This window comes from Photorhabdus sp. S10-54 (assembly GCF_963878145.1).
Taxonomy (GTDB): domain Bacteria; phylum Pseudomonadota; class Gammaproteobacteria; order Enterobacterales; family Enterobacteriaceae; genus Photorhabdus; species Photorhabdus kayaii.
Window position 1 is genome coordinate 125,330 of sequence record NZ_CAWNXG010000001.1, and the last position, 22,953, is coordinate 148,282.

Below are 22,953 nucleotides of genomic sequence, written 5' to 3' on the forward strand. Positions count from 1 at the left end.
AGTTAAATGATGCAACGGGTATTGCCTGATCGTCATATTTATCACAGGAGAGACATGAAACGGCTACAAAATGAATTAACTGCGTTGGTTAATCGTGGGATGGATCGCCATTTACGGTTAGCTGTAACAGGATTAAGTCATAGTGGTAAAACAGCGTTTATCACATCTTTGGTTAATCAGTTACTTAACCTCCATAGCGGTGCCCGGTTGCCGCTATTTTCTGCTGTGCGTGACGGTCGCTTGTTGGGTGTAAAACGGGTTCCACAACGTGATTTGGGCGTTCCTCGCTTTACTTATGATGAAGGGTTGACCGCACTTTACAGCACACCGCCAGCCTGGCCGACTCCGACGCGGGGTGTCAGTGAAATCCGTCTGGCACTTCGTTACCGTTCTGGGGATTCTCTGCTGCGCCATTTTAAAGAAACTGCCACGTTATATCTGGAAATTGTGGATTATCCCGGCGAATGGCTGTTGGATCTACCGATGTTGGCGCAAAGTTATTTAACATGGTCACACCAGATGAATAGCTTATTGCAGGGACAAAGAGCTGTATGGGCAAAACCTTGGTTGGAACTTTGTAAACAGTGCGATCCACTGGCACCCGCAGATGAGAATCTGTTGGCTGCTATTGCTCAGGCTTATACGGAATATTTGGCTAAATGCAAAGAGCAAGGTTTACATTTTATTCAGCCGGGGAGATTTGTTCTGCCCGGTGATATGATGGGTGCTCCGGCTTTACAATTTTTCCCGTGGCCGGATATCAACAATATCACTGAGTCACGATTTGCTCAGGCAGATAGACACACGAATATCGGTATGCTGCGTCAGCGCTTTGAATATTACTGCCAGTCGGTGGTGAAAGGGTTTTATAAAGCGCATTTTCTACGTTTTGATCGGCAGATTGTGTTGATAGATTGTTTACAGCCATTAAACCGTGGACCACAAGCATTTAATGATATGCGTTTGGCGCTGACACAATTAATGCAAAGTTTTCATTATGGTAAACGAACGCTCTTCCGTCGCCTGTTTTCCCCTTGCATTGATAAATTAATGTTTGCTGCCAGTAAAGCCGATCACGTTACCGCAGATCAGCATGCTAATTTGGTTTCTTTACTCCAGCAATTGATTCAGGAAGCCAGACAAAATGCGGTTTTTGAAGGTATCAGCATGGATTGTGTTGGCTTGGCGTCGGTACGAGCGACAGAAAGTGGCGTGATTGAACACAATGGTGAAAGTATTCCGGCGTTGAAAGGATATCGGCTTACAGATGGTAAACCGCTGACATTTTTTCCCGGAGAGGTGCCACGGCGTTTACCTGAGGATAACTTCTGGCAAAAACAGGGTTTCTCTTTCGAAGAGTTTAGCCCTTGTCCGGTAAATGTTGATACACCATTGCCTCATATCCGGTTGGATACCGTGCTGGAATTTTTAGTGGGAGATAAAGTGAAATGACGGAACCCTTGAAGCCAAGAATTGACTTTGCAGAATCCTTATCGGGGCCACAAGAGCCGGTTTTAAAGCCTGCTCAGATCTTTAATGAAAAAGACACAGCGAATTTTTGTCCTGCTTCACCGGAACTTGAGGCTGAAGAACGCGAAGGTCAGGTAGAAGGGATAGTTAATGCAGCACTGAAACCTAAGCGTAGTTGCTGGCGTAGAATGGTATATGGTTCTCTGATGTTATTGGGGGTGAGTGCTGTTGCTCAGTTTGTGCAGTGGATTTATCAATCATGGCAGCAACAGGATTGGAGTGCATTAGGTGTAGCGGCAGCCGGGGGCATGATTGTCTTTGCGGGAATAGGTTCTCTTGTCAATGAGTGGCATCGTCTTTATCGGCTAAGAATGCGGTCTGAGGAACGCGATACGGCAAGAGCGTTATTGCAGCATCATGGCGTGGGTAAAGGGCGGGAATTTTGTGAGAAGTTGGCAAGTCAGGCGGGTATCGAACAGCATAATCCGGCGTTACAGCGCTGGCGGGCCGCTTTACATGATACACATAACGATCGTGAAGTGGTGGTGTTGTACAGTAAATGGGTTCAACCTGTTTTGGACTCTCAAGTCAAGGCTGAAATCAGCCGCTGTGCTGCGGAATCGGCATTAATGATAGCAGTTAGCCCGTTGGCCATTGTCGATATGGCATTTATTGCCTGGCGTAATATCCGGCTAATTAATCGTATTGCAGCTCTATATGGTATTGAACTGGGATATTTCAGTCGTATTCGGCTCTTCCGTCTTGTTCTACTGAATATTGTTTTTTCTGGTGCTTCAGAAGTGGTGCGGGAAGTGGGTATGGATTGGTTATCGCAGGATATCGCTGCGCGTCTTTCTGTCAGAGCCGCTCAAGGGATCGGTGTAGGTTTACTGACCGCCCGGTTGGGTATTAAAGCGATGGAATTATGTAGGCCATTACCTTGGATAGAAGGTGATAAACCTAAATTAGGAGATTTCCGTCGTCAGCTAATCACTCAACTTAAGAATATCCTGCCAAATAAGTCTAAGAATATAGTTAATTAAATGATATATACTTTAATTCTATATGAACGCACAAAATATCCAGATAATGACAATATTTTACGTTATTTTATTAATTTGTTTTATAATCAATCTTAGGATTTGTTTATTTTAGTGAAAGTTTCAAATACTGTGTTATTTGCGACATTAAAAAACTGGAGTCTGGTCAATTTTTACTGACAGAATGCTTCATATGCATAATTGTAGAGAGTAGTATTTTAAAAAATTATATGCATTAGTGTAAATAAGGTCAAAACAGATGCGCTTAGAAGTTGCTTGCCATGATCGAATTGGGCTGACCCGTGAACTGCTCGATCTACTGGTATTAGAGAATATTGATTTAAAAGGGATAGAAATATCTCAAATCGGCCGGATTTACCTTAATTTTTCACAAGTTGATTTCAATGTATTTCGTAAATTGATGGCAGAAATTCGCCGTATTAATGGTGTTATTGATGTTCGTACCGTCTCTTTTATGCCTTCAGAAAGAGAACACAAAGCGATGTGTGCACTGTTGGAATCCTTGCCTGAGCCTGTTTTTTCAGTTGATCTGAAAGGAAATATTGAGCTTGCTAACTCCGCGGTGTTTAAGCTGTTTGGTGTTAGTGAGGAACAAACTTATCAAAAACCTATTGGGCAGTTTATCAGCGGTTATAACTTTTCGCGCTGGTTTGAAAATAAAAATATCCAGCAACGAGTGGAAAGGATAACTCTCAAAGGTCTGGACTACCTGATGGATATTACTCCTATTCAGCTGATGGATGAAAAGCAGAAAATGCAATGTGTTGGCACAGTGATTATGCTCAAATCTGCCGCTCGAATAGGGAATCAGCTGAAAAAACTGACTGTCAATGATGGTAGTGAGTTTAAGGCGATTATCGCTGTTAGCCCAAAAATGACTCAGATTATTGAGCAGGCCCGTAAAATGGCGATGCTGGATGCGCCACTGTTGCTGATTGGTGAGACAGGAACTGGCAAAGATATTCTGGCAAAAGCCTGTCATTTTCACAGCTTACGCGGAAAACAGCCCTTTTTGGGGTTGAACTGCGCATCGATGCCGGATGATGTAGTAGAAAGTGAACTGTTTGGCTATGCTGCCGGCGCTTATCCGAATGCGATTGAAGGAAAGAAAGGTTTCTTCGAGCAGGCTAATGGAGGCACTGTTTTACTGGATGAAATCGGTGAAATGTCGCCACAGATGCAAATTAAGCTACTGCGTTTTCTGAATGATGGTACTTTCCGCCGAGTAGGGGAAGAAAATGAAGTCAAAGTGAATGTCAGAGTTATCTGTGCTACACAAAAAAATCTGGTTGAATTGGTGCAGCGAGGGGAATTTCGCGAAGATCTCTATTATCGTCTTAATGTGTTGGCGATTACACTCCCGCCGTTGCGTGATCGTAAAGCAGATATTATGCCGCTGGTGGAGTATTTTATTGAGCGTTTTTCTGAAGAACAGGGAGTACTGAAACCGAAATTGTCCCCTGAACTTCCCCACTTTCTGACGAGTTACAGTTGGCCCGGTAACGTAAGGCAGTTACAAAATGCCATCTATCGGGCGCTGACTCAGCTTGAAAATATGGAGCTGACGCCGCGGGATATACAACTGCCAGAGTTTGAAACAGAGGTTTCTTTTAGTGAAGATGTGTTCAATGGTTCTCTGGATGAAATCAGTAAACGTTTTGAACGTTCGGTGTTAACGCGTCTTTATCGGCACTATCCCAGCACGCGTAAACTGGCTAAACGTCTTGGGGTATCGCATACTGCGATTGCCAATAAATTGAGAGAATATGGTCTGAGTAGCAGGAAGCATGCTACTGAATATGAGCCGGATGGTGATGAATAAAATAATGCCCACCGGAAGTGGGCATTATACAAATCATGGGATTTATTTCAGTGCGGCCAGTGCGCTATCGTAATCTGGCTCATTAGTGATTTCATCAACCAGTTGGCTATAAATCACGTTATCGCTTTCATCAAGCACAATGACTGCACGGGCTGTGAGACCACTCAGAGGACTATCGCTGATGGCAACGCCATAATCTTCACTGAAAGTACCGCCACGCAAGGTAGACAGCGTGACGACATTTGATAACCCTTCCGCGCCACAGAAACGGGACTGAGCAAAAGGCAGGTCGGCAGAAATGCACAGTACGACGGTATTTTCCAAATCATTCGCTACCTGATTAAATTTACGTACTGATGCCGCACAAACACCGGTATCGATACTTGGGAAAATATTCAGCACCTTACTTTTTCCGGCATAGTGGCTAAGAGAGACATCGGAGAGATCTTTGGCTGTCAGAGTAAAATCTTTCGCTTTTTCCCCTGATTTTGGGAACTGGCCGCTTACGGCGATATCATTGCCTTGAAATTTTACTGTTTGTGTCATAGCTTTCTTCCTCTGATAAATGAACCACGATTGCCCAGTGTAGAAGAATATTTGGCGCTTGCCCATCAAAAATAGTGCTTGTGAGAGTAAAATTGTCTGATTGTGTCATTTCGACAATGGCTTATAATTTAGTATTGGGATATTTATTTTATAACAGGGCAGATTATTATCTTATGCGTTATTTGAATCTGATTTCTTGTGCACTACTTATCAATAGTTCTCTTATCTCCGTTTCTGTTTTCGCTGCAGAAGTTCCTGCTGGCACTCAGCTTAATGACAAACAGGAATTGGTGCGTCATCTAAAAGACGAACCGGCGTCCTTAGACCCGATGAATGCCGTGGGTTTGACAGAAGCGCAAGTTCAGCGTGATCTGTTTGAAGGGTTAGTGAATCAGGATGCGTATGGCAAGGCCATTCCCGGCGTCGCAACAGAGTGGAAAACCGCAGACAACAAAACTTGGTTTTTTACCTTGCGTTCTGATGCTCGTTGGTCAAACGGCGAACCCGTTACTGCGACAGATTTTGTGTATAGTTGGCAGCGGTTGGTCACGCCGGCTAATACCTCTTCTTTTGCTTGGTTTGCCGCACTAGCGGGTATCGAGAATGCTCAGGGAATTATTGATGGTAAATTAATTCCGGCAAAACTGGGTGTTGAGGCCATTGATAAGCACACATTAAAGGTGACATTAAACCGGCCTGTGCCTTATTTTCCCAATCTGACGGCGAATTTCAGTCTCTATCCGGTAAATAAGAAAATAGTAGAAAAATATGGGAAAGAGTGGATAAAAGTTGGTCATTTGGTGGGGAATGGCGCTTTCAAATTACATGATCGAATTGTTAATGAAAAAATCGTTCTGACACCAAACCCTTATTACTGGGATCATAAAAAAACCGTCCTGACCAAAGTCACATTTGTACCAATTAATCAGGAATCACACGCGACTAAACGTTATCTAGCGGATGATTTGGATATCACCGAATCTTTTCCGAAAAATATGTATAAAAAATTGCAGCATGAATTACCTGGGCAAGTCTATACGCCGGATCAGTTGGGGACCTATTATTACGCTTTTAACACCCAACGTGCGCCAACGAATAATGCCAGAGTGCGTAAAGCGCTTTCTATGACAATTGACCGTAAAGTCATTGCGGAAAAAGTCTTGGCGACAGGAGAGAAACCTGCCTGGCATTTTACGCCGGATGTGACCGCGGGTTTCCATCCTGTGCTTAGTGACATGGAACAACATACACAGGCAGAACTGGACCAACAGGCTAAAGTTTTGTTACAAGCGGCGGGTTACGGGCCGAACAATCCACTGAAACTTTCTCTGCTCTATAATAATTCCGAAAACCATCAGAAAATTGCGATTGCTATTGCCTCTATGTGGAAGAAAAAACTGGGGGTGCAAGTAAGTTTGATGAATCAGGAATGGAAAACTTATATTGATAGCCGTAACACGGGTAATTTTGATGTTATTCGTGCATCTTGGGTGGGTGATTATAACGAACCTTCTACATTTCTAAGCCTGTTAACGTCAACGCATAGTGGCAATATTGCGAAATTCCATCAGGCAAATTATGACAAATTACTAAAATCTGCTAGTTTGCGAACAGATGATGCTTTAAGAAACGATGACTATAACAAAGCGGAGCAAATGATTGCTGAACAGGCGCCTATTGCACCGATTTATCAATACACTAACGGCAGGTTGATAAAACCTTGGTTAAAAGGATACCCGATCACCAATCCTGAAGACGTGGCATATAGCCATACTATGTACATAATTAAGCACTAAGGGTAAGGAGTTGGATGTGGAGACCATTTATGGTTCATCATTGAAAGAGGCTGATGCAGTCTATGCTTGTCAGTTTGATGGTCAAGGCGGCATGACGCCGATTGACATGAATGGATTAGCCACACCAGCTCAACCTTTCTGGCAACATCTGGATTACCACAATCCCAAAAGTTATCGCTGGATAATGGACACGGATCTGTTACCAGAAACAGTCAAAAAGGGGCTGGCCGGAGAGAGTTTTAGACCAAAAATAGTTCGTACCGGAGATGGTACGATGATCACGCTGCGGACAATTAATAGCAATAAAAGTGAACGTCCCGATCAACTGGTAACGTTCCGTATTTATATTAATTCTGAAATTATCGTTTCCAGTCGCCATCGTAAAGTTCATTCACTTGAGCAGGTACTGAGTGATTTACAGAATGGGATAGGCGCGAAAACGACCGGGCACTGGTTGGTTGAAATAGCTGATGCAATAACCGATGAAGTGGGTAATTTTATTGAAGATCTTCATGACAACCTTATTGAGCTTGAGAATATGATTCTTGAGCAACGGATACCGGGGCGGGGTGGGTTGGCTTTACTGCGTAAACAATTGATTATTCTGCGCCGTTATATGGCTCCTCAAAGAGATGTATTTGCTCGTCTTGCCAATGAAAGATTACTCTGGATGAGTGATGAAGATCGTCATCGAATGCAGGAAATAGCTGACCGCTTGGGAAGAGAGTTGGATGATTTGGATGGTTGTATTGCTCGCACAGCGATTATTTCAGATGAAATTACATCTATGATGGCGGATGCGATGAACCGTCGTACTTATACTATGTCATTATTTGCCATGATTTTTTTACCGACAACATTCCTGACTGGATTATTTGGTGTCAACCTTGGCGGTATTCCTGGTAATGAAAACCATCTGGGTTTTAGTATTTTTTGTTTGCTGTTATTGGGATTGATTATATTTGTTGCTTGGTGGTTAAAAAGAAGTAAATGGCTATGAAAATTAAATAGTTATTTGGAGATATGAAACATAACTACGGAGAAGTGTTACTAAAACTAGCCCTTAATTTGAGATATATCAATATTCACCAGTCGTCATTGAGGCATGATAACTCTCGCAGGTGAAAACAACGTTAAGCGATGAACGTTGTTCTCCGTAATTGTAGTTTTTCTCACATAAGTCTTTATACAGAATAATTGCCCATTCTTGTGCCGATATTAATTTCTAATGTCGGCTTTTTTTATTTTTCATTTGTTGCTTTAGGAAAATAAATAAAAATCAAGACGAAAGTGAAAGAGAAGCAGAAATTAACGCTCTGAGATATATCCAGAGCGGTATGGTTAAGAATATACCCGTCATCTTTCAAGTTGCCTCTTTGTTGGCTGCACTCACTCACCCCGGTCACATCGTTATCTATGCTCCCGGGGATTCACTCCCTTGCCGTCGCGATGCATCTTGAAATCCATAGGGTATAACTATTTGACTTCAATGATATCCAGCCGTTCTGATTGATAATCGGGTTGATCTTCTATATCAACAACGGGTTGTATGGGTAATTCTTCGCGGTCAAAAGCGAGATCGCCACCATCAATCACTTCGTTGCCGTGAGTGATATTTTTAAAATTGAATAGATTAAAATCGCTGAGATGCGATGGAACGACATTTTGTACCGCACGAAACATGGTTTCAATTCTGCCCGGATAACGCTTATCCCATTCCCGTAACATATCCTTGATAACTTGACGTTGCAGGTTGGGTTGTGAACCACAGAGATTACAAGGAATGATTGGGAATGCTTTGGCGGTTGCATAGCGCTCAATATCTTTCTCACGGCAATAGGCAAGAGGGCGAATGACAATATGTTTACCATCATCACTCATCAACTTTGGCGGCATACCTTTTAGTTTGCCACCGTAAAACATGTTGAGAAATAAAGTTTGCAAAATATCATCACGATGATGGCCTAATGCAATTTTCGTTGCGCCCAACTCAGTGGCTGTACGATATAAGATGCCACGGCGTAGACGCGAACAGAGTGAACACGTTGTTTTACCTTCGGGTATTTTCTCTTTCACTATGCCATAAGTATTTTCTTCGACAATTTTATATTCGACACCCAGTTCATCCAGATAAGCGGGAAGGATATGCTCAGGAAAACCGGGTTGTTTCTGATCCAGATTAACTGCAACAAGTGAAAAATTAACCGGAGCACTTTTTTGCAGATTTTGCAGGATAGATAGCAGGGTATAGCTGTCTTTACCACCAGAAAGGCAGACCATAATACGATCGCCTTCCTCAATCATATTGAAATCAGCGATTGCTTGACCGACATCACGGTGTAAACGCTTCTGTAATTTGTTCAGATTATATTGTTGTTTCTGATCCACCACGGACACTCTGTAGATAATGTTTAAATGGGATTTAGGGGGTGGAGTATACCATTTTTATTACCTGACACCTTAAAAGAGTTTGCGATAGATTCCGCTCGTTTTTACCTGTTAATGCTAATGAATTGATAGCTTTTTCTGTTGTCGAAGATGAAGAGCGTGCATACTCTGGATTCTATTGGTAACCGGTGTCAGAATGGAGATGAAAATCAAATTATGGTGTTGCAATTCAATCATGGTTTAACTGTTATTTAGATCGAGCTTCTTGATTTAGTACAATGAATAAAGTTTTTGAATCAAGGCTATTATTGTTGCTGTAAAACTAGGGATAGCTGGTTGTTAAATTTGTTGAACTAGGGGCTCAATCGAACTATTATCACGTTAGATGATATAAATTGATATCATGTTAAATGACATCAATTTGATAAAAAACCAGTGAGCCATGTACCCATGACAAATGGGGTTGTTATTATGTGAACCTTTATTGGTATCTGCTGAATAAGAGAGGGGGAGATGATGAAAAGATTTATTTGTGATGAATTCGAATGGGTTTGACCATTAAAATAGTAAAATATACAGGTAATGGACAGGTTAAGCGAAAAGCGGAGCAGAGCCTCCGCTCATTTTTTTACCGATTAGCAATTGGTAAAAAATAAAGCAATTTGAAATTGATCATAAACACCCAAAAAACGGTCCAGTTTTACGCCTGCTGATAAATAAGGTCCTTTTTCTATATATGATTCAATAATTTCATCCATCTTACTCTGATTTGTTTTATAAATAACTATTGATACAACTAAGAGAATAAAATATAAAAAATAAGCATGATGACAAGAGTTGATCTTTTCATGCTATTGGTATTTTAATTAATAGGATGTGTTTTATGTATTCGTCAAACACTTGTATAACAAGATAAGTATACTGCTTAAGGTGAATGAAAATATAGAAATAGAAAACAAAAAATAATATATAATCATTATTGAAGAAAGTTTTTTAGGTATACTCTTTGCAAACTCATATGCTTCTTCCGGTATGGAATTACCTATATAAGCACGAGATATTATAGTCTTTCTTATAGTTATTATCTGGTAGAAGAAACAGGATAGATAATAACTGCCAAAAAAACCAGAAAACGATATTATATATAATTTGTGGTATAAAAAATCCTTTTTGTGTATATTTTTCTCTGATTTATTCTAAGGATGATTTCTTTATCCCATAAAAAAAGAATAAAAATAGTAGCAAAAACAGACTAACTAAAAATAAAGAAATCATGAGAAAGTTAATTGTATTAATTAAGATATTCATGTTATTCACTTACTATTTTGTCGATTAAAAACTCTCCTGCGGTGCTTCCGGCAACTCCACCTACTACACTACCGACAGCCACGCATATCCATTTAGCACGATTAATAATCTTTTTGAATTAAGATTATTATTGTTGATATGAGAGAAAATGCTGCACCTATATAAGTGGTAATGATGCATGTTTTCATCCAATTCGTTAAACTGGAGGGTAGATTTTGAATAAAGTTATAAGATTCTTGGTGCATATATTTACTATCAGGCTGATTTATCTTCATTTTTTTTCCAGTTAACAACCTGTAGAAGAACAAAACGACGTGAATCTGATCACGCATCCTTCCGAAGCGTTGTATCATTATGCCTGTTGGTAAATAAAGTCCTTCTTCTATATATAATTCAATAATTTTATCCATCTTTTTTTGATTTATTTTGTAAATGGCTATTGATATAATCAAAAATAAAAGAGATAAAAAAAGACATATTGTCATTATCAAATCTAACATGTTCATAATTAATTTCCTATAAACAAATCTACAATAAATTCCTCGGTTTTCTCAAATCCATAGCTGCCTGTAGCCTTTCTAATTAAGAATTCTTCTGAAAAATTCCTAATTAAAGAACGGCAAGATATATTTGTCATATGTAAGAAATACTATCCCAATAGTGAAAAATAATAAACTGATTAAGAGATAATAACAATAAGAGGAATTATCCTGTGCATATTAATCTCCGGGAAAAGATTTGCCCATTTATTTTCTATTTTTATTCCCAATATGACCTCCAAATCTTATCGCGTATTTTTAGTTAGGTTTAAATTTAAATGTATTTTTCAAATAAGAACATTGCTATTGATATAAAGAGGAATATTCCACCTATATAGTTAAACGTATTTTTGAAATAAGTATATTGCCATTGATATAATGAAGGATGCAACACTTATATTGATGGTAATGAAACATGCTTTTATCCAGTGAGTTAAATTGGGGGGTAAATTTTGAATAAAATCGTAAGACTCTTTTGGCATATATTTACTATTAGGTTTATTTATTCTTATTCTTTTTCCTGTTAATAATCTATAGAAAAATGCGGCAGTATAAAATTGACCGTGAATACCCATAAAATGCCCTATATATGCTCCTGATGATAAACAAAACCCTTTTTCCATATATAATTCAATGATTTTATCCATCTTTTTTTGATTTATTTTGTAAATAGCTGCTGATATAATGAAAAAACCAATAAAAGAAGCGCAAGAAATAAGTAAAATGATAAAAGTGACTCTATTCATATTAAAACCCCATTGAATATTCAACAATAAATTCGAGGAACAATTCTCCTCCTTTGCTGCCAATATAACCACCGGCAAGACCGCCGCCTGCCATGCAAAGTCCGGCAGTTAAGCCATCAGTTACAGCACCAAGAGCAACACATGCTGCGCCCGCGGCAATTCCACCAGCATACGCAAAACCTGCTCCTCCTCCTGTCCTACCAGCAAATTTACTATATTCCTTGATAGCCACTTTTTCACATTTCCCTGTTTGCCCATAATTACAGGCATCAATAACCTGCCCGGTGGTATCAATAAAATCCAGGCCAATGGCAATTCGGCCACCATATTTCATCCATTTGACCATTTTGGCACTGCGGGTAACTATATGACTATATCCCTTTATTGCGCCAACCCCGACTTTATCCCATTGGTGAGCAATGGCTTTGGTTGATAACTTTAGCGCGTGTTTTAAATTAGGATGTTGGTCGATTTTTAAAGAGAGTCGGCCAATTTTATTCAATAATCTCTTTAGGTTACCCATAATCAACTGTCTTTCTACATAAAACTCGGGACTGGCATATTTTCGGTTTAGCCCATTTAGCCGATATTCTTTTTGATAAAGTTCCTGTAATTTTTTCAAATTTTTTTTAATTTGGGAGAAATAAGTGTCACCCAGAGATGAAGCGGTACCAATCAAAGTTCCTCCCTGATCCAGCACATAGTGAAACAGACCAAAATGACGATGCAAAAATGCCGCGTATTCATTGGGTAAAGTTGAAATGGATCGGTTTACTTCATACTGAGATTGCTTTAATAGCTGTATTATGTGTGGCGGATTATAGGAATCTGGATCTGCAACCAGCAGGATTTGTCCCGGTTTCAGGGATCGGTAATTTGCATTTAATGCCATAAAATAGCGGGCCGCTTCGCTATTTGAATGGCTGAATAACAGACTTGCTTGAAAACTCAATCCTCCAGGTTGCTGTACGACACAGAAACCGGGTTGAATGTTTCTTTTCATAATACTCTATTTGTTCCTGTGGTAGCTTTTAACATGTTGGCCCGACGTTAGATAACATAACTTAATCAGATAATCGGATTATCTTCAATATGTAGATAAATGGGTTGCTAATCTCTACAGAGTGAGAATTCATGGGAGGTATGATGTATAAATTCAATTTGATTTTGTTTGTTGATATTGATTAATTTACGGTTTTTTCTATGCTAAAGGATAGTAATAGTGGAAGAGATTTATTTATATATTTGGTCTGACTACAAGCCTCCAATATTTACATTTATATAAGATACTTAACGATTCATTACAATTATTTTATTGAAATCAAAGGAAAATAGCTCAGAATGAGAAATTTAATATAAGGTAAATTAATTAAGGTGTAGTATGGAAAATATGATTTATGTGACGATAAAAGGCGAAAATCAAGGGCTTATTTCTCAAGGATGTTCAACTTTAGATTCTATTGGTAATCGGTATCAGAATGGATTTGAAAATAAAATTATGGTGTTGCAATTTAATCATGGGCTGACAGTTGCTCAGCATGTCAATTATCAGCAGGTAAACTTCATTAAATTATTAGATAAATCTTCTCCATTGCTAATGATAGCGGATGCTAACACGTAAAAAACTGGAACTGATATTCAATGTTTATTGAAACTCTTAAATAGGTTTAGCACGAGTAATAATCTTTTTGAATTAAGATTATTATTGTTGATATGAGAAAAAATGCTATACCTATATAAGTGGTAATGATATATATTTTTATCCAATGCGTTAAGCTGGAGGGTAGATTTTGAATAAAGTCATAAGATTCTTGGTGCATATATTTGCTATCAGGATGATTTGTTTTCATTTTTTTTCCAGTTAACAACCTGTAGAAGAACATAACGACTTGAAACTGATCACGCATCCTTCCGAAGCGTTGTATTGTTATTCCTATTGGTAAATAAAATCCTTCTTCTATATATAATTCAATAATTTTATCCATCTTTTTTTGATTTATTTTGTAAATGGCTATTGATATAATCAAAAATAAAAGAGATAAGGAAAGACATATTGTCATTATCAAATCTAACATGTTCATAATTAATTTCCTATAAACAAATCTACAATAAATTCCTCGGTTTTCTCAAATCCATAGCTGCCTATAGCTTTTCTAATTAAGCATTCTTCTGAAAAATTCCTAATTAAAAAACGGCAAGATATATTTATCATATGTAAGAAATACTATCCCAATAGCGAAAGATAATAAACTGATTAAGAGATAATAACAATAAGAGTAATTGTCCTGTGCATATTAATCTCCGGGAAAATATTTAATAGAAGATTTACCCATTGCATTCTCCATTTTTATTCCTAATGTGATCTCCAGGTTTTAGTACGTATTTTTAGTTGAATTCAGTTGAAAATATAAGAGTATTTATGACATAAAGCCGTTACTGTTGATATAAAGAAGAATATAAAACTTATATTAATGGTAATGAAATATATTTTTATCCAATGAGTTAAACTGGAAGGTAAATTTTGAATGAAATCATAAGATTCTTGATACATGTATTTACTGTCAGGTTTATTTATTCTCATTCTTTTTCCCGTCAATAACATGTAGAAAAATGTAGCAACCTGAAACTGACCATAAACACCGATAAAACGACCAATGTTCACGCCTGTTGATAACAAAAGCCCTTTTCCTATATATAATTCAATAATTTTATCCATCTTTTTCTGATTTATTTTGTAAATGGCTATTGATATAGCAAGAGAAATAAGAAAAGAAGAAAAAGAAACAAGTAAAATGATAAAAGTGACTCTATTCATATTAAAAGCCCATTGAATATTCAACAATAAGTTCGAGGAACCATTCTCCACCTTTACTACCGGCATAACCACCGGCAAGGCCGCCGCCCGCCATGCAAAGTCCGGCAGTTAAGCCATCAGTTGCAGCCCCAAGAGCAATACATGCTGTTCCTGCTGCTAGACCGCTATAATATCCTATACCCATCCCGCCACCTGTTCTGCCAACAAATTTACTATATTCCTTGATAGCCACTTTTTCACATTTCCCTGTTTGCCCATAATTACAGGCATCAATAACCTGCCCGGTGGTATCAATAAAATCCAGGCCAATGGCAATTCGGCCACCATATTTCATCCATTTGACCATTTTGGCACTGCGGGTAACTATATGACTATATCCCTTTATTGCGCCAACCCCGACTTTATCCCATTGGTGAGCAATGGCTTTGGTTGATAACTTTAGCGCGTGTTTTAAATTAGGATGTTGGTCGATTTTCAAAGAGAGTCGGCCAACTTTATTCAATAATCTCTTTAGGTTACCCATAATCAACTGTCTTTCTACATAAAACTCGGGACTGGCATATTTTCGGTTTAGCCCATTTAGCCGATATTCTTTTTGATAAAGTTCCTGTAAATTTTTCAAATTTTTTTTAATTTGGGAGAAATAAGTGTCACCCATAGATGAAGCGGTACCAACCAAAGTTCCTCTCTGATCCAGCACATAGTGAAACAGACCAAAATGACGATGCAAAAATGCCGCGTATTCATTGGGTAAAGTTGAAATGGATTGGTTGACGTCATACTGAGATTGCTTTAATAGCTGTATTATGTGTGGCGGATTATAGGAATCTGGATCTGCAACCAGCAGGATTTGTCCCGGTTTCAGGGATCGGTAATTTGAATTTAATGCCATAAAATAGCGGGCCGCTTCGCTATTTGAATGGCTGAATAACAGACTTGCTTGAAAACTCAATCCTCCAGGTTGCTGTACGACACAGAAACCGGGTTGAATGTTTCTTTTCATAATACTCTATTTGTTCCTGTGGTAGCTTTTAACATGTTGGCCCGACGTTAGATGACATAACTTAATCAGATAATCGGATTATCTTCAATATGTAGATAAATGGGTTGCTAATCTCTACAGAGTGAGAATTCATAGGAGGTATGATGTATAAATTCAATCTGATTTTGTCTATTAATATTGATTAATTTACGGTTTTTTCTGTGCTAAAGGATAGTAATAGCAGAGAGAATTTTTTATTATCTTTGGCCTGACTACGAGCCTTCAATATTTACATTTATATAAGATACTTAACGATTCATTACAATTCTCTTATTGAAATCAAAGGAAAATAACTCAGAATGGGGAGTTGAACATAAGGTAAATTAATTAAGATGTAATATGGCAAATATGATTTATGTGACGATAAAAGGTGAATCTCAGGGGCTTATTTCTCAAGGATGTTCAACCTTGGATTCTATTGGTAAACCGGTATCAGAATGGACATGAAAATAAAATTATGGTGTTGCAATTCAATCATGGTCTGACAGTTGCTCAGCATGTCAATTATCAGCCGGTAAACTTCATTAAATTATTAGATAAATCTTCTCCATTGCTAATGATAGCGGATGCTAACACGTGAAAAACTGGAACTGATATTCAATGTTTATTGAAACTCTTAAATAGGTTTAGCACGATTAATAATCTTTTTGAATTAAGATTATTATTGTTGATATGAGAGAAAATGCTCCACCTATATAAGTGGTAATGATATATATTTTTATCCAATGTGTTAAGCTGGAGGGTAGATTTTGAATAAAATCATAAGATTCTTGGTGCATATATTTGTTATCAGGATGATTTGTTTTCATTTTTTTCCAGTTAACAACCTGTAGAAAAACATAACGACTTGAAACTGATCACGCATCTTTCCGAAGCGTTGTATTGTTATTCCTATTGGTAAATAAAATCCTTCTTCTATATATAATTCAATGATCTTGTCCATCTTTCTTTGGTTTATTTTATAAATGGCTATTGATACAACTAAGAAAATAATAAATAAAATATAAAAAATAAGCATGATGGCAATAGTTGATCTGTTCATGTTAATTTCCTATTGGTATTTTAATTAATAGGGTGTGTTTTATGTATTCGTTAAATACTTGTATAACAAGATAAGTATACTGCTTAAGGTGAATGAAAATATGGAAATAGAAAATAAATAATAATATATAATTATTATTGAAGCAAGTTTTTTAGGTATACTGTTTGCAAACTCATATGCTTCTTCCGGTATGGAATTACCTATATAAGCACGAGATATTATAGTCTTTTTTTTGGTTATTATTTGGTAAAAGAAACAGGACAAATAATAACTACCATAAAAACCAGAAAACGATATTACATATATAATTTGTGGTATAAAAAATCCTTTTTGTGTATATTTTTCTCTGATTTCTGCGAAGAATGCTTTCTTTATCCCATAAAAAAAGAATAAAAATAGTAGCAAAAACAGACTAACTAAAAATAAAGAAATCATGAGAAAGTTAATTGTATTAATTAGGATACTCATGTTATTCACTTACTATTTTATCGATTAAAAACTCTCCTGCGGTGCTTCCAGCAACTCCACCTACTACACTACCGACAGCTACGCATATCCATCCAACGGCGCCTCCGGCAGGAGCTGATGCTATACCCAATGCTAGACAAATTTCACCTGCTGCTGTTCCAGCACCTATTCCCCCTATAATTCCTCCTCCAGTTCTCCCAGCAAATTTACTATATTCTTTGATAGCTACTTTCTCACATTTCCCTGTTTGCCCATAATTACAGGCATCAATAACTTGCCCGGTGGTATCAGTAAAATCTAAGCCGATTGCAACCCAGCCACCATATTTCATCCATTTAACCATTTTTTCACTTTGCATAATTGTTTGACTATATCCCTTTATTGCGCCAACTCCGACTTTATCCCATTGATGAGCAATGGCTTTAGTTGATAACTTTAGCGCATGCTTTAGATTAGGATGTTGGTCGATTTTCAAAGAGAGTCGGCCAACTTTATTCAATAATCCCTTTAGGTTACCCATAATCAATTGTCTTTCTACATAAAACTCGGGACTGACATATTTTCGGTTTAGCCCATTTAGCCGATATTCTTTTTGATAAAGCTTCTGTAATTTTGACAGATTTTTTTTAATTTGGGAGAAATAAGAGTTACCCAGAGATGAAGCGGTACCAACCAAAGTTCCTCCCTGATCCAGCACATAGTGAAACAGACCAAAATGACGATGCAAAAATGCCGCGTATTCATTGGGTAAACTTGAAATGGATCGGTTTACTTCATACTGAGATTGCTTTAATAGCTGTATTATGTGTGGCGGATTATAGGAATCTGGATCTGCAACCAGCAGGATTTGTCCCGGTTGCAGGAATCGGTAATTTGCATTTAATGCCATAAAATACCGGGCCGCTTCGCTATTTGAATGGCTGAATAACAGACTTGCCTGAAAACTCAATCCTCCAGGTTGCTGTACGACACAGAAACCGGGTTGAATGTTTCTTTTCATAATACTCTATTTGTTCCTGTGGTAGCTTTTAACATGTTGGCCTGACGTTAGATGACATAACTTAATCAGATAATCGGATTATCTTCAACATATAGCAAACGGGTTTCTAATCTCTACGGAGTAAGAATTTATAGGGGGTTAAGTGATGTATAAATTCAATCTGGTTTTGTCTGGTAATATTGATTAATTTACGTTTTTTTCTTTACTAAAGGATAGAAATAGTGATGAAAATTTTTTATTATCTTTGGCCTGACTACGAGCCTTCAATATTTACATTTATATAAGATACTTAACGATTCATTACAATTCTCTTATTGAAATCGAAGAAAAATAACTCAAAATGGGGAATTGAACATAAGGTAAATTAATTAAGGTAAGTTAATTAAGGTGTAATATGGCAAATATGATTTATGTGACGATAAAAGGTGAATCTCAGGGGCTTATTTCTCAAGGATGTTCAACTTTAGATTCTATTGGTAACCGGTATCAGAATGGATTTGAAAATAAAATTATGGTGTTGCAATTCAATCATGGACTGACAGTTGCTCAGCATGTCAATTATCAGCCGGTAAACTTTATTAAATTATTAGATAAATCTTCCCCATTGCTAATGATAGCGGCTGCTAACCGTGAAAAGCTGGAACTGACATTTGATATTTATCGGACCTCTTCAATAGGTTCACAAGAACTTTTTTATTCTATCTTGCTCACTGGGACAAGAATTTGTGATTTAAATGTTAATTATCCGCATGTTATTAATGATAATAATGGTCAGCCGGAGGAGGTTGTTTCAGTTCAGTATGCTAATATTACTTGTCGACATCATATGGCGGGAACATCAGGATATCTCATTTGGGATGAGATGGTTTATTGATAAATACAGTTTATACGCTTATATTTTTGTTGGAATGTAAGTGTATTTTTCAAATAACTACATTGCCATTGATATAAAAAAGCGTGTCCCACCTATATTAATGGTAATGAAATATATTTTTATTCAATGAATTAAACTGGAAGATAAACTTTGCATAAAACTGTAAGATTATTGGTGCATGTATTTATTATCAGGTTAATTTTTTCCAGTTAATAGCATGTATATAATTCAATGATTTTATTGATGTTACGCTAATTTATCTTGTAAATAGCGACTAATCCTCTGGGTTGTTGTACGATACAGAAACTGGGTTGAATGTTTCTTTTCATATACTCTATTTGCTTCCGTAGTGGTGTTTAACATGTTGACTCAACGTTGGACAACGTAACTTTCTTATCATTTCATCACCATCATTGCTTAATCAAATGATAAGATTATTTTTATCTTATAAATGTACACGTTTTTAATTCTACAGTGCTATGTTTTCTTACAAATCCTAAAGGTTATCGTACGAATGATTCTGATCTAAATCTCAAAGCTGGAACCTATCGTTAGCACTTTTCCATATTCTCTGTAAAATCTCCCCAGCGATTTTCCTGCCTGAGCGGTACTTCTTGAACTGGGGGTAAATAAGGTTTGAATTGGATTTAAGGAACGAAATATATCAATTTTGTTACGTTACACCTTAAAGCGTTTGTGATAGATTCAATCCGTTTTTGTCTATTAATTTTGGTCGCTTTGTTTTTTCTACTATAGAGAGTAAGGATATGAATGGATTTGTATATTTAGCAATGGCAATTGTTGCTGAGGTTATAGCAACGGCTTCGTTAAAAGCCTCTGATGGGTTCAGTAAATTATTCCCGTCTATACTGGTCATTGTTGGATACGGCATCGCTTTCTGGGGGCTATCCCAGGTGGTCAAAGTTGTGCCACTAGGAATTGCTTACGCCATATGGTCTGGCTTGGGTATTGTGCTGGTTTCTGTTGCCGCGATATTTTTATATCAGCAGAAGCTGGATTGGGCGGCTATTTTAGGTATGGCTCTTATTGTTGCCGGTGTGATGGTAATAAATCTGCTTTCTAACAGCAGTGCACATTAATTAACAATTAACGGTGTTCCTGTTTTCCCTGAATCGTTTTCTGGAGAAAAAATATGTTAAATGCCAGTAATAAGAAAGGATTCCAGATAGTCTTATTAGGCGTGTTCTTGGGCATTGCTGTATTAGCGGGTTGCAGTAGCCAGGCAGGGAAAACATCTACCCTATATCAAGGGATACAATACTCTCAATCGGAAGTTGTTCTTAGAGATAATGTTAGAGCAATCTGTCTTTATGCAGGTGGTCTGCCTGCATTAGCAATACAATTAAATGGGGCGCAAATACCTGTTTGCCAGTTGGCAAATGGTAAGCGTTGTGATGAAAGGGCATTATTGCAGGGTTCCTGTGCATCAATTTGAGGTAGAAATTAAGCAAGCAGGAACATGCCGTTCGGATATCCGGTTATAGGCAACCTTAGGCATGATTCTGCGACTATACCCGTTATCTTTCAAGTTGCCTCTTTGTTGGCTGCACTCGTTCACCCCGGTCACATAGTTTGCTATGCTCCCGGGGATTCACTCCCTTGCCGTCTCGATGCATCTTGAAATCCATAGGGTATATATTTGATTCATAAGACAATCATTTTCACCTGTCTGAGTTGGTAGTTATTTACGAATAAAAAATTGGCTGATTAATACGAGCGTAGCAATAACCAGATAAGCGGCAAAAATACCCACCAGCCATTGTGGCATCTCTAATGTCAGGAATTGCCACTGTCTTACTGAACAATCACCTGTAGCTTCGAATACAGAAGGAAGCCATTGGTTTAACGCCAACCATGAAGGGAAGTTTACGAAGAAATCACAGGTATTAAATGGAGAAGGGTGCAACTGCATCATAGTATGTTCCCATGCGAGTTGCAGGCCACTCCAGGCACTGTAGGCCCACAAAATAATAGCCAGCCAGCGTAACGGCGTTTTTGGTGCGATTACACCTAATATCCCAGCGCCCAACACACCAAACAGAGCAACCCGTTCATAAATACACATCACGCAGGGTTGTAATTTCATCGCATGTTGAAAATATAATGCCGAGCTTTCTAGTATCAGGGCTGTCAAAATCATTAACAGCCATGCGCTTCGTCCTTGAGAACAGTGGTTCAAAAATCGCATCATTTCCGTTTTTCCATGCAGATTAAGATAAACAATTGAGCGCCTATTTTGCCGATTTACAGGTAACAAAAAAAGTCAATTAAGGTCAATCTGGTTTTTTCGAGGAAAAATAAAACCGTATTGAGCGTAATCATTGCTCAATACGGCATTGGTTGGTTATGGCAAAGCAATTAAGCCCCAATGAACCATCATGTCAGTGACTGGAATTAGCAGAAATTCTACACACAGCAAACCGACCAGCGTCATGACAATGGTATAAGGTAATGCCATTATCACCATGCGGCCATAAGATAAACGAATCAATGGTGATAATGTCGAAGTCAACAAGAACAGAAATGCGGCTTGTCCGTTAGGTGTTGCAACGGAAGGCAGGTTAGTGCCGGTATTAATCGCAACAGCCAGATATTCAAATTGTTTATGTGAAATCAGGCCCTCTTGCATAGCAGCTCTTGCTTCATTGATATAAACCGTACCGACAAACACGTTATCTGATACTGATGAAAGCAGGCCATTAAACAGATAGAACAGGGAAAGTTGAGAAGTTTCAGAAACCTGTAATACGAACTGAATAAATGGCGTAAACAGTTGCTGGTCAACAATGACTGCAACGATAGAAAAGAATACAGTCAGTAATGCCGTGAACGGTAGTGCCTCTTCAAATGCTTTACCCAGTGCATGTTCTTCGGTAATACCACAGAACGACGTGGTTAGAATGATGACTGAAAGGCCAATTAGACCAACTTCTGCCAGATGAAATGCCAGCGCGACAATGAGCCATATACCTATTAGCGCTTGAGCAATAAGCTGTGCTTTTTCTTTACGTGTTCGTTTTGCGCTGGTTTTTTTATCGTAATCTTCCAATACCTGTCGGACGCGTTCTGGCAATTCTGTACCATAACCGAACAATTTAAAGTGTTCGACCAGAAAACAGACTAGCAGCCCGCAGAGAAAGACAGGTAGGGTAATTGGCGCCATGCGAATAAAGAAGGTGACAAAATCCCAATTAACGTTTTTGGCGATAATCAGATTTTGTGGTTCTCCTACCATCGTCATTACACCACCGAGTGCAGTACCTATACCTGCATGCATCATCAGACTGCGCAAAAAAGCGCGAAACTGTTCAAGAGTTTGTTTCTTTTTTGCTATATCAGCATCATTTTCATATTTAGCGTTAATTACATCATGCTGATCCGTAATGAAGTTGTTGTAGATAGAGTAGAAACCAAGGGAAACACTAATAACTACCGCGATAACGGTCAGGGCATCAAGAAATGCTGACAGGAATGCGCTGGCTAGGCAGAATGCTAAGGCAAGCATACGCTTAGATTTTATGGAGAGCAGGAGTTTAGTGAAAGCAAATAATAGTAATTGCTTCATAAAGTAAATTCCTGCGACCATAAATATCAGCAACAGTACAACTTCCAAGTTATTAGCAATTTCATGACCAACTTGTTGAGGTGAGGTCATGCCGATAATGACCGCTTCAATTGCTAACAGGCCACCCGGTTGTAGCGGGTAACATTTAAGTGCCATTGCTAAAGTAAAGATAAATTCGATAACAAGCAGCCAGCCTGCGACAAATGGATTAATAAAGAAGAATATTAATGGGTTGGTGATGAGAAAGATGATGATAGCGAGCTTATACCAATCTGGCGAGTTGCCGAGAAAGTTTTTTACCGCTGTTTTTAGGATACTGGTTTCCATTGCAATTAAAGTTCCTCTAAATTCGTAAAATTGTGTTCTTTAAACAATAATACGCTTTAATACAGAATGTTTTAAGGGAAATGAGGTATAATTAAGCATTAGTACGCTTTTTTTCATGGTCGC

21 protein-coding genes and 1 pseudogene are annotated in these 22,953 nt (G+C 38.0%); 10 read left to right on the forward strand and 12 right to left on the reverse strand.

Annotation, left to right across the window (positions count from 1 at the left end):
* The first annotated feature begins 54 nt into the window (after positions 1-54).
* The 3 genes from AACQ83_RS00635 to tyrR all read left to right on the forward strand — a co-directional run bounded on the left by AACQ83_RS00635 (position 55) and on the right by tyrR (position 4,353).
* The gene (locus tag AACQ83_RS00635; protein ID WP_112875906.1) at positions 55-1,452 is read left to right on the forward strand and encodes a YcjX family protein; all 1,398 of its coding nucleotides are present in this window, start codon (positions 55-57) and stop codon (positions 1,450-1,452) included.
* Positions 1,449-2,513 carry a YcjF family protein gene (locus AACQ83_RS00640; protein ID WP_112875797.1) on the forward strand — a complete coding sequence of 355 codons (1,065 nt, stop codon included), beginning with the start codon at positions 1,449-1,451 and terminating at the stop codon, positions 2,511-2,513. Before AACQ83_RS00635 ends, AACQ83_RS00640 begins: the two co-directional genes overlap by 4 nt.
* Before the next feature lie 256 nt (positions 2,514-2,769).
* Positions 2,770-4,353 (forward strand): transcriptional regulator TyrR, encoded by a 1,584-nt coding sequence (gene tyrR / locus AACQ83_RS00645; protein ID WP_112875798.1) that lies wholly within the window; start codon positions 2,770-2,772, stop codon positions 4,351-4,353.
* 42 nt (positions 4,354-4,395) lie between these two features.
* Here the strand turns inward: tyrR and tpx are convergent, their stop codons facing one another.
* Entirely contained in the window at positions 4,396-4,899 is a 504-nt protein-coding gene (tpx, locus tag AACQ83_RS00650; protein WP_112875799.1) for a thiol peroxidase, read from the reverse strand.
* Positions 4,900-5,072: 173 nt separating this feature from the next.
* Here tpx and AACQ83_RS00655 point away from each other — a divergent pair, with 173 nt between their 5' ends.
* Both AACQ83_RS00655 and zntB read left to right on the forward strand, forming a co-directional pair.
* Entirely contained in the window at positions 5,073-6,695 is a 1,623-nt protein-coding gene (locus AACQ83_RS00655) for a peptide ABC transporter substrate-binding protein (protein ID WP_112875907.1), read from the forward strand.
* 16 nt (positions 6,696-6,711) lie between these two features.
* A complete protein-coding gene (gene zntB, locus AACQ83_RS00660) occupies positions 6,712-7,695 on the forward strand; it encodes a zinc transporter ZntB (protein WP_112875800.1) in 984 nt (327 codons plus the stop codon).
* 476 nt (positions 7,696-8,171) lie between these two features.
* On the opposite strand, the gene ttcA is transcribed toward zntB, so the two are convergent.
* The 4 genes from ttcA to AACQ83_RS00680 all read right to left on the reverse strand — a co-directional run bounded on the left by ttcA (position 8,172) and on the right by AACQ83_RS00680 (position 12,679).
* A complete protein-coding gene (gene ttcA / locus AACQ83_RS00665) occupies positions 8,172-9,101 on the reverse strand; it encodes a tRNA 2-thiocytidine(32) synthetase TtcA (RefSeq protein ID WP_192880956.1) in 930 nt (309 codons plus the stop codon).
* A gap of 1,391 nt (positions 9,102-10,492) precedes the next feature.
* A complete protein-coding gene (locus AACQ83_RS00670; RefSeq protein WP_112875802.1) occupies positions 10,493-10,897 on the reverse strand; it encodes a hypothetical protein in 405 nt (134 codons plus the stop codon).
* A gap of 371 nt (positions 10,898-11,268) precedes the next feature.
* Positions 11,269-11,676 (reverse strand): hypothetical protein, encoded by a 408-nt coding sequence (locus AACQ83_RS00675; protein WP_112875803.1) that lies wholly within the window; start codon positions 11,674-11,676, stop codon positions 11,269-11,271.
* Position 11,677: 1 nt separating this feature from the next.
* Entirely contained in the window at positions 11,678-12,679 is a 1,002-nt protein-coding gene (locus AACQ83_RS00680) for a hypothetical protein (RefSeq protein ID WP_112875804.1), read from the reverse strand.
* A 378-nt stretch (positions 12,680-13,057) separates the two neighbouring features.
* Between AACQ83_RS00680 and tssD (AACQ83_RS00685) the strand changes: the two genes are divergently transcribed.
* A complete protein-coding gene (gene tssD / locus AACQ83_RS00685) occupies positions 13,058-13,297 on the forward strand; it encodes a type VI secretion system tube protein TssD (RefSeq protein WP_112875805.1) in 240 nt (79 codons plus the stop codon).
* A gap of 46 nt (positions 13,298-13,343) precedes the next feature.
* Here tssD (AACQ83_RS00685) and AACQ83_RS00690 read toward each other — a convergent pair whose 3' ends face one another.
* The 3 genes from AACQ83_RS00690 to AACQ83_RS00700 form a co-directional block, all read right to left on the reverse strand.
* On the reverse strand, positions 13,344-13,757 hold the full coding sequence (locus tag AACQ83_RS00690; protein ID WP_112875806.1) for a hypothetical protein: 414 nt from the start codon (positions 13,755-13,757) through the stop codon (positions 13,344-13,346).
* A 314-nt stretch (positions 13,758-14,071) separates the two neighbouring features.
* Complete coding sequence (locus AACQ83_RS00695; RefSeq protein WP_112875807.1) at positions 14,072-14,491, reverse strand: hypothetical protein; 420 nt, start codon at positions 14,489-14,491, stop codon at positions 14,072-14,074.
* Between the two features lies 1 nt (position 14,492).
* Positions 14,493-15,494, reverse strand: a complete 1,002-nt coding sequence (locus tag AACQ83_RS00700) for a hypothetical protein (protein ID WP_112875808.1) — start codon at positions 15,492-15,494, stop codon at positions 14,493-14,495.
* Positions 15,495-15,872: 378 nt separating this feature from the next.
* Between AACQ83_RS00700 and tssD (AACQ83_RS00705) the strand changes: the two are divergent.
* A pseudogene (gene tssD, locus AACQ83_RS00705) lies at positions 15,873-16,107 on the forward strand (type VI secretion system tube protein TssD); the annotation flags it as partial.
* A 231-nt stretch (positions 16,108-16,338) separates the two neighbouring features.
* Here the strand turns inward: tssD (AACQ83_RS00705) and AACQ83_RS00710 are convergent.
* Together AACQ83_RS00710 and AACQ83_RS00715 are read right to left on the reverse strand one after the other, a co-directional pair.
* On the reverse strand, positions 16,339-16,575 hold the full coding sequence (locus tag AACQ83_RS00710; RefSeq protein ID WP_112875809.1) for a hypothetical protein: 237 nt from the start codon (positions 16,573-16,575) through the stop codon (positions 16,339-16,341).
* Positions 16,576-17,044: 469 nt separating this feature from the next.
* Positions 17,045-17,932: a hypothetical protein gene (locus tag AACQ83_RS00715; RefSeq protein WP_146748303.1), complete on the reverse strand. Its 888-nt coding sequence runs from the start codon at positions 17,930-17,932 to the stop codon at positions 17,045-17,047.
* Positions 17,933-18,437: 505 nt separating this feature from the next.
* Between AACQ83_RS00715 and AACQ83_RS00720 the strand changes: the two genes are divergently transcribed.
* The 3 genes from AACQ83_RS00720 (at position 18,438) to AACQ83_RS00730 (ending at position 20,373) form a co-directional block, all read left to right on the forward strand.
* Entirely contained in the window at positions 18,438-18,917 is a 480-nt protein-coding gene (locus AACQ83_RS00720; RefSeq protein ID WP_112875811.1) for an Hcp family type VI secretion system effector, read from the forward strand.
* A 767-nt stretch (positions 18,918-19,684) separates the two neighbouring features.
* A complete protein-coding gene (locus AACQ83_RS00725) occupies positions 19,685-20,017 on the forward strand; it encodes a DMT family transporter (RefSeq protein ID WP_049581354.1) in 333 nt (110 codons plus the stop codon).
* Positions 20,018-20,070: 53 nt separating this feature from the next.
* Positions 20,071-20,373, forward strand: coding sequence for a putative hemolysin (locus tag AACQ83_RS00730; protein WP_112875812.1), 303 nt, complete (start codon positions 20,071-20,073; stop codon positions 20,371-20,373).
* Positions 20,374-20,619: 246 nt separating this feature from the next.
* Here the strand turns inward: AACQ83_RS00730 and dsbB are convergent, their stop codons facing one another.
* Together dsbB and nhaB are read right to left on the reverse strand one after the other, a co-directional pair.
* The gene (dsbB, locus tag AACQ83_RS00735) at positions 20,620-21,129 is read right to left on the reverse strand and encodes a disulfide bond formation protein DsbB (RefSeq protein ID WP_112875813.1); all 510 of its coding nucleotides are present in this window, start codon (positions 21,127-21,129) and stop codon (positions 20,620-20,622) included.
* A 153-nt stretch (positions 21,130-21,282) separates the two neighbouring features.
* Entirely contained in the window at positions 21,283-22,830 is a 1,548-nt protein-coding gene (gene nhaB, locus AACQ83_RS00740; RefSeq protein WP_112875814.1) for a sodium/proton antiporter NhaB, read from the reverse strand.
* Positions 22,831-22,953 lie beyond the last annotated feature (123 nt).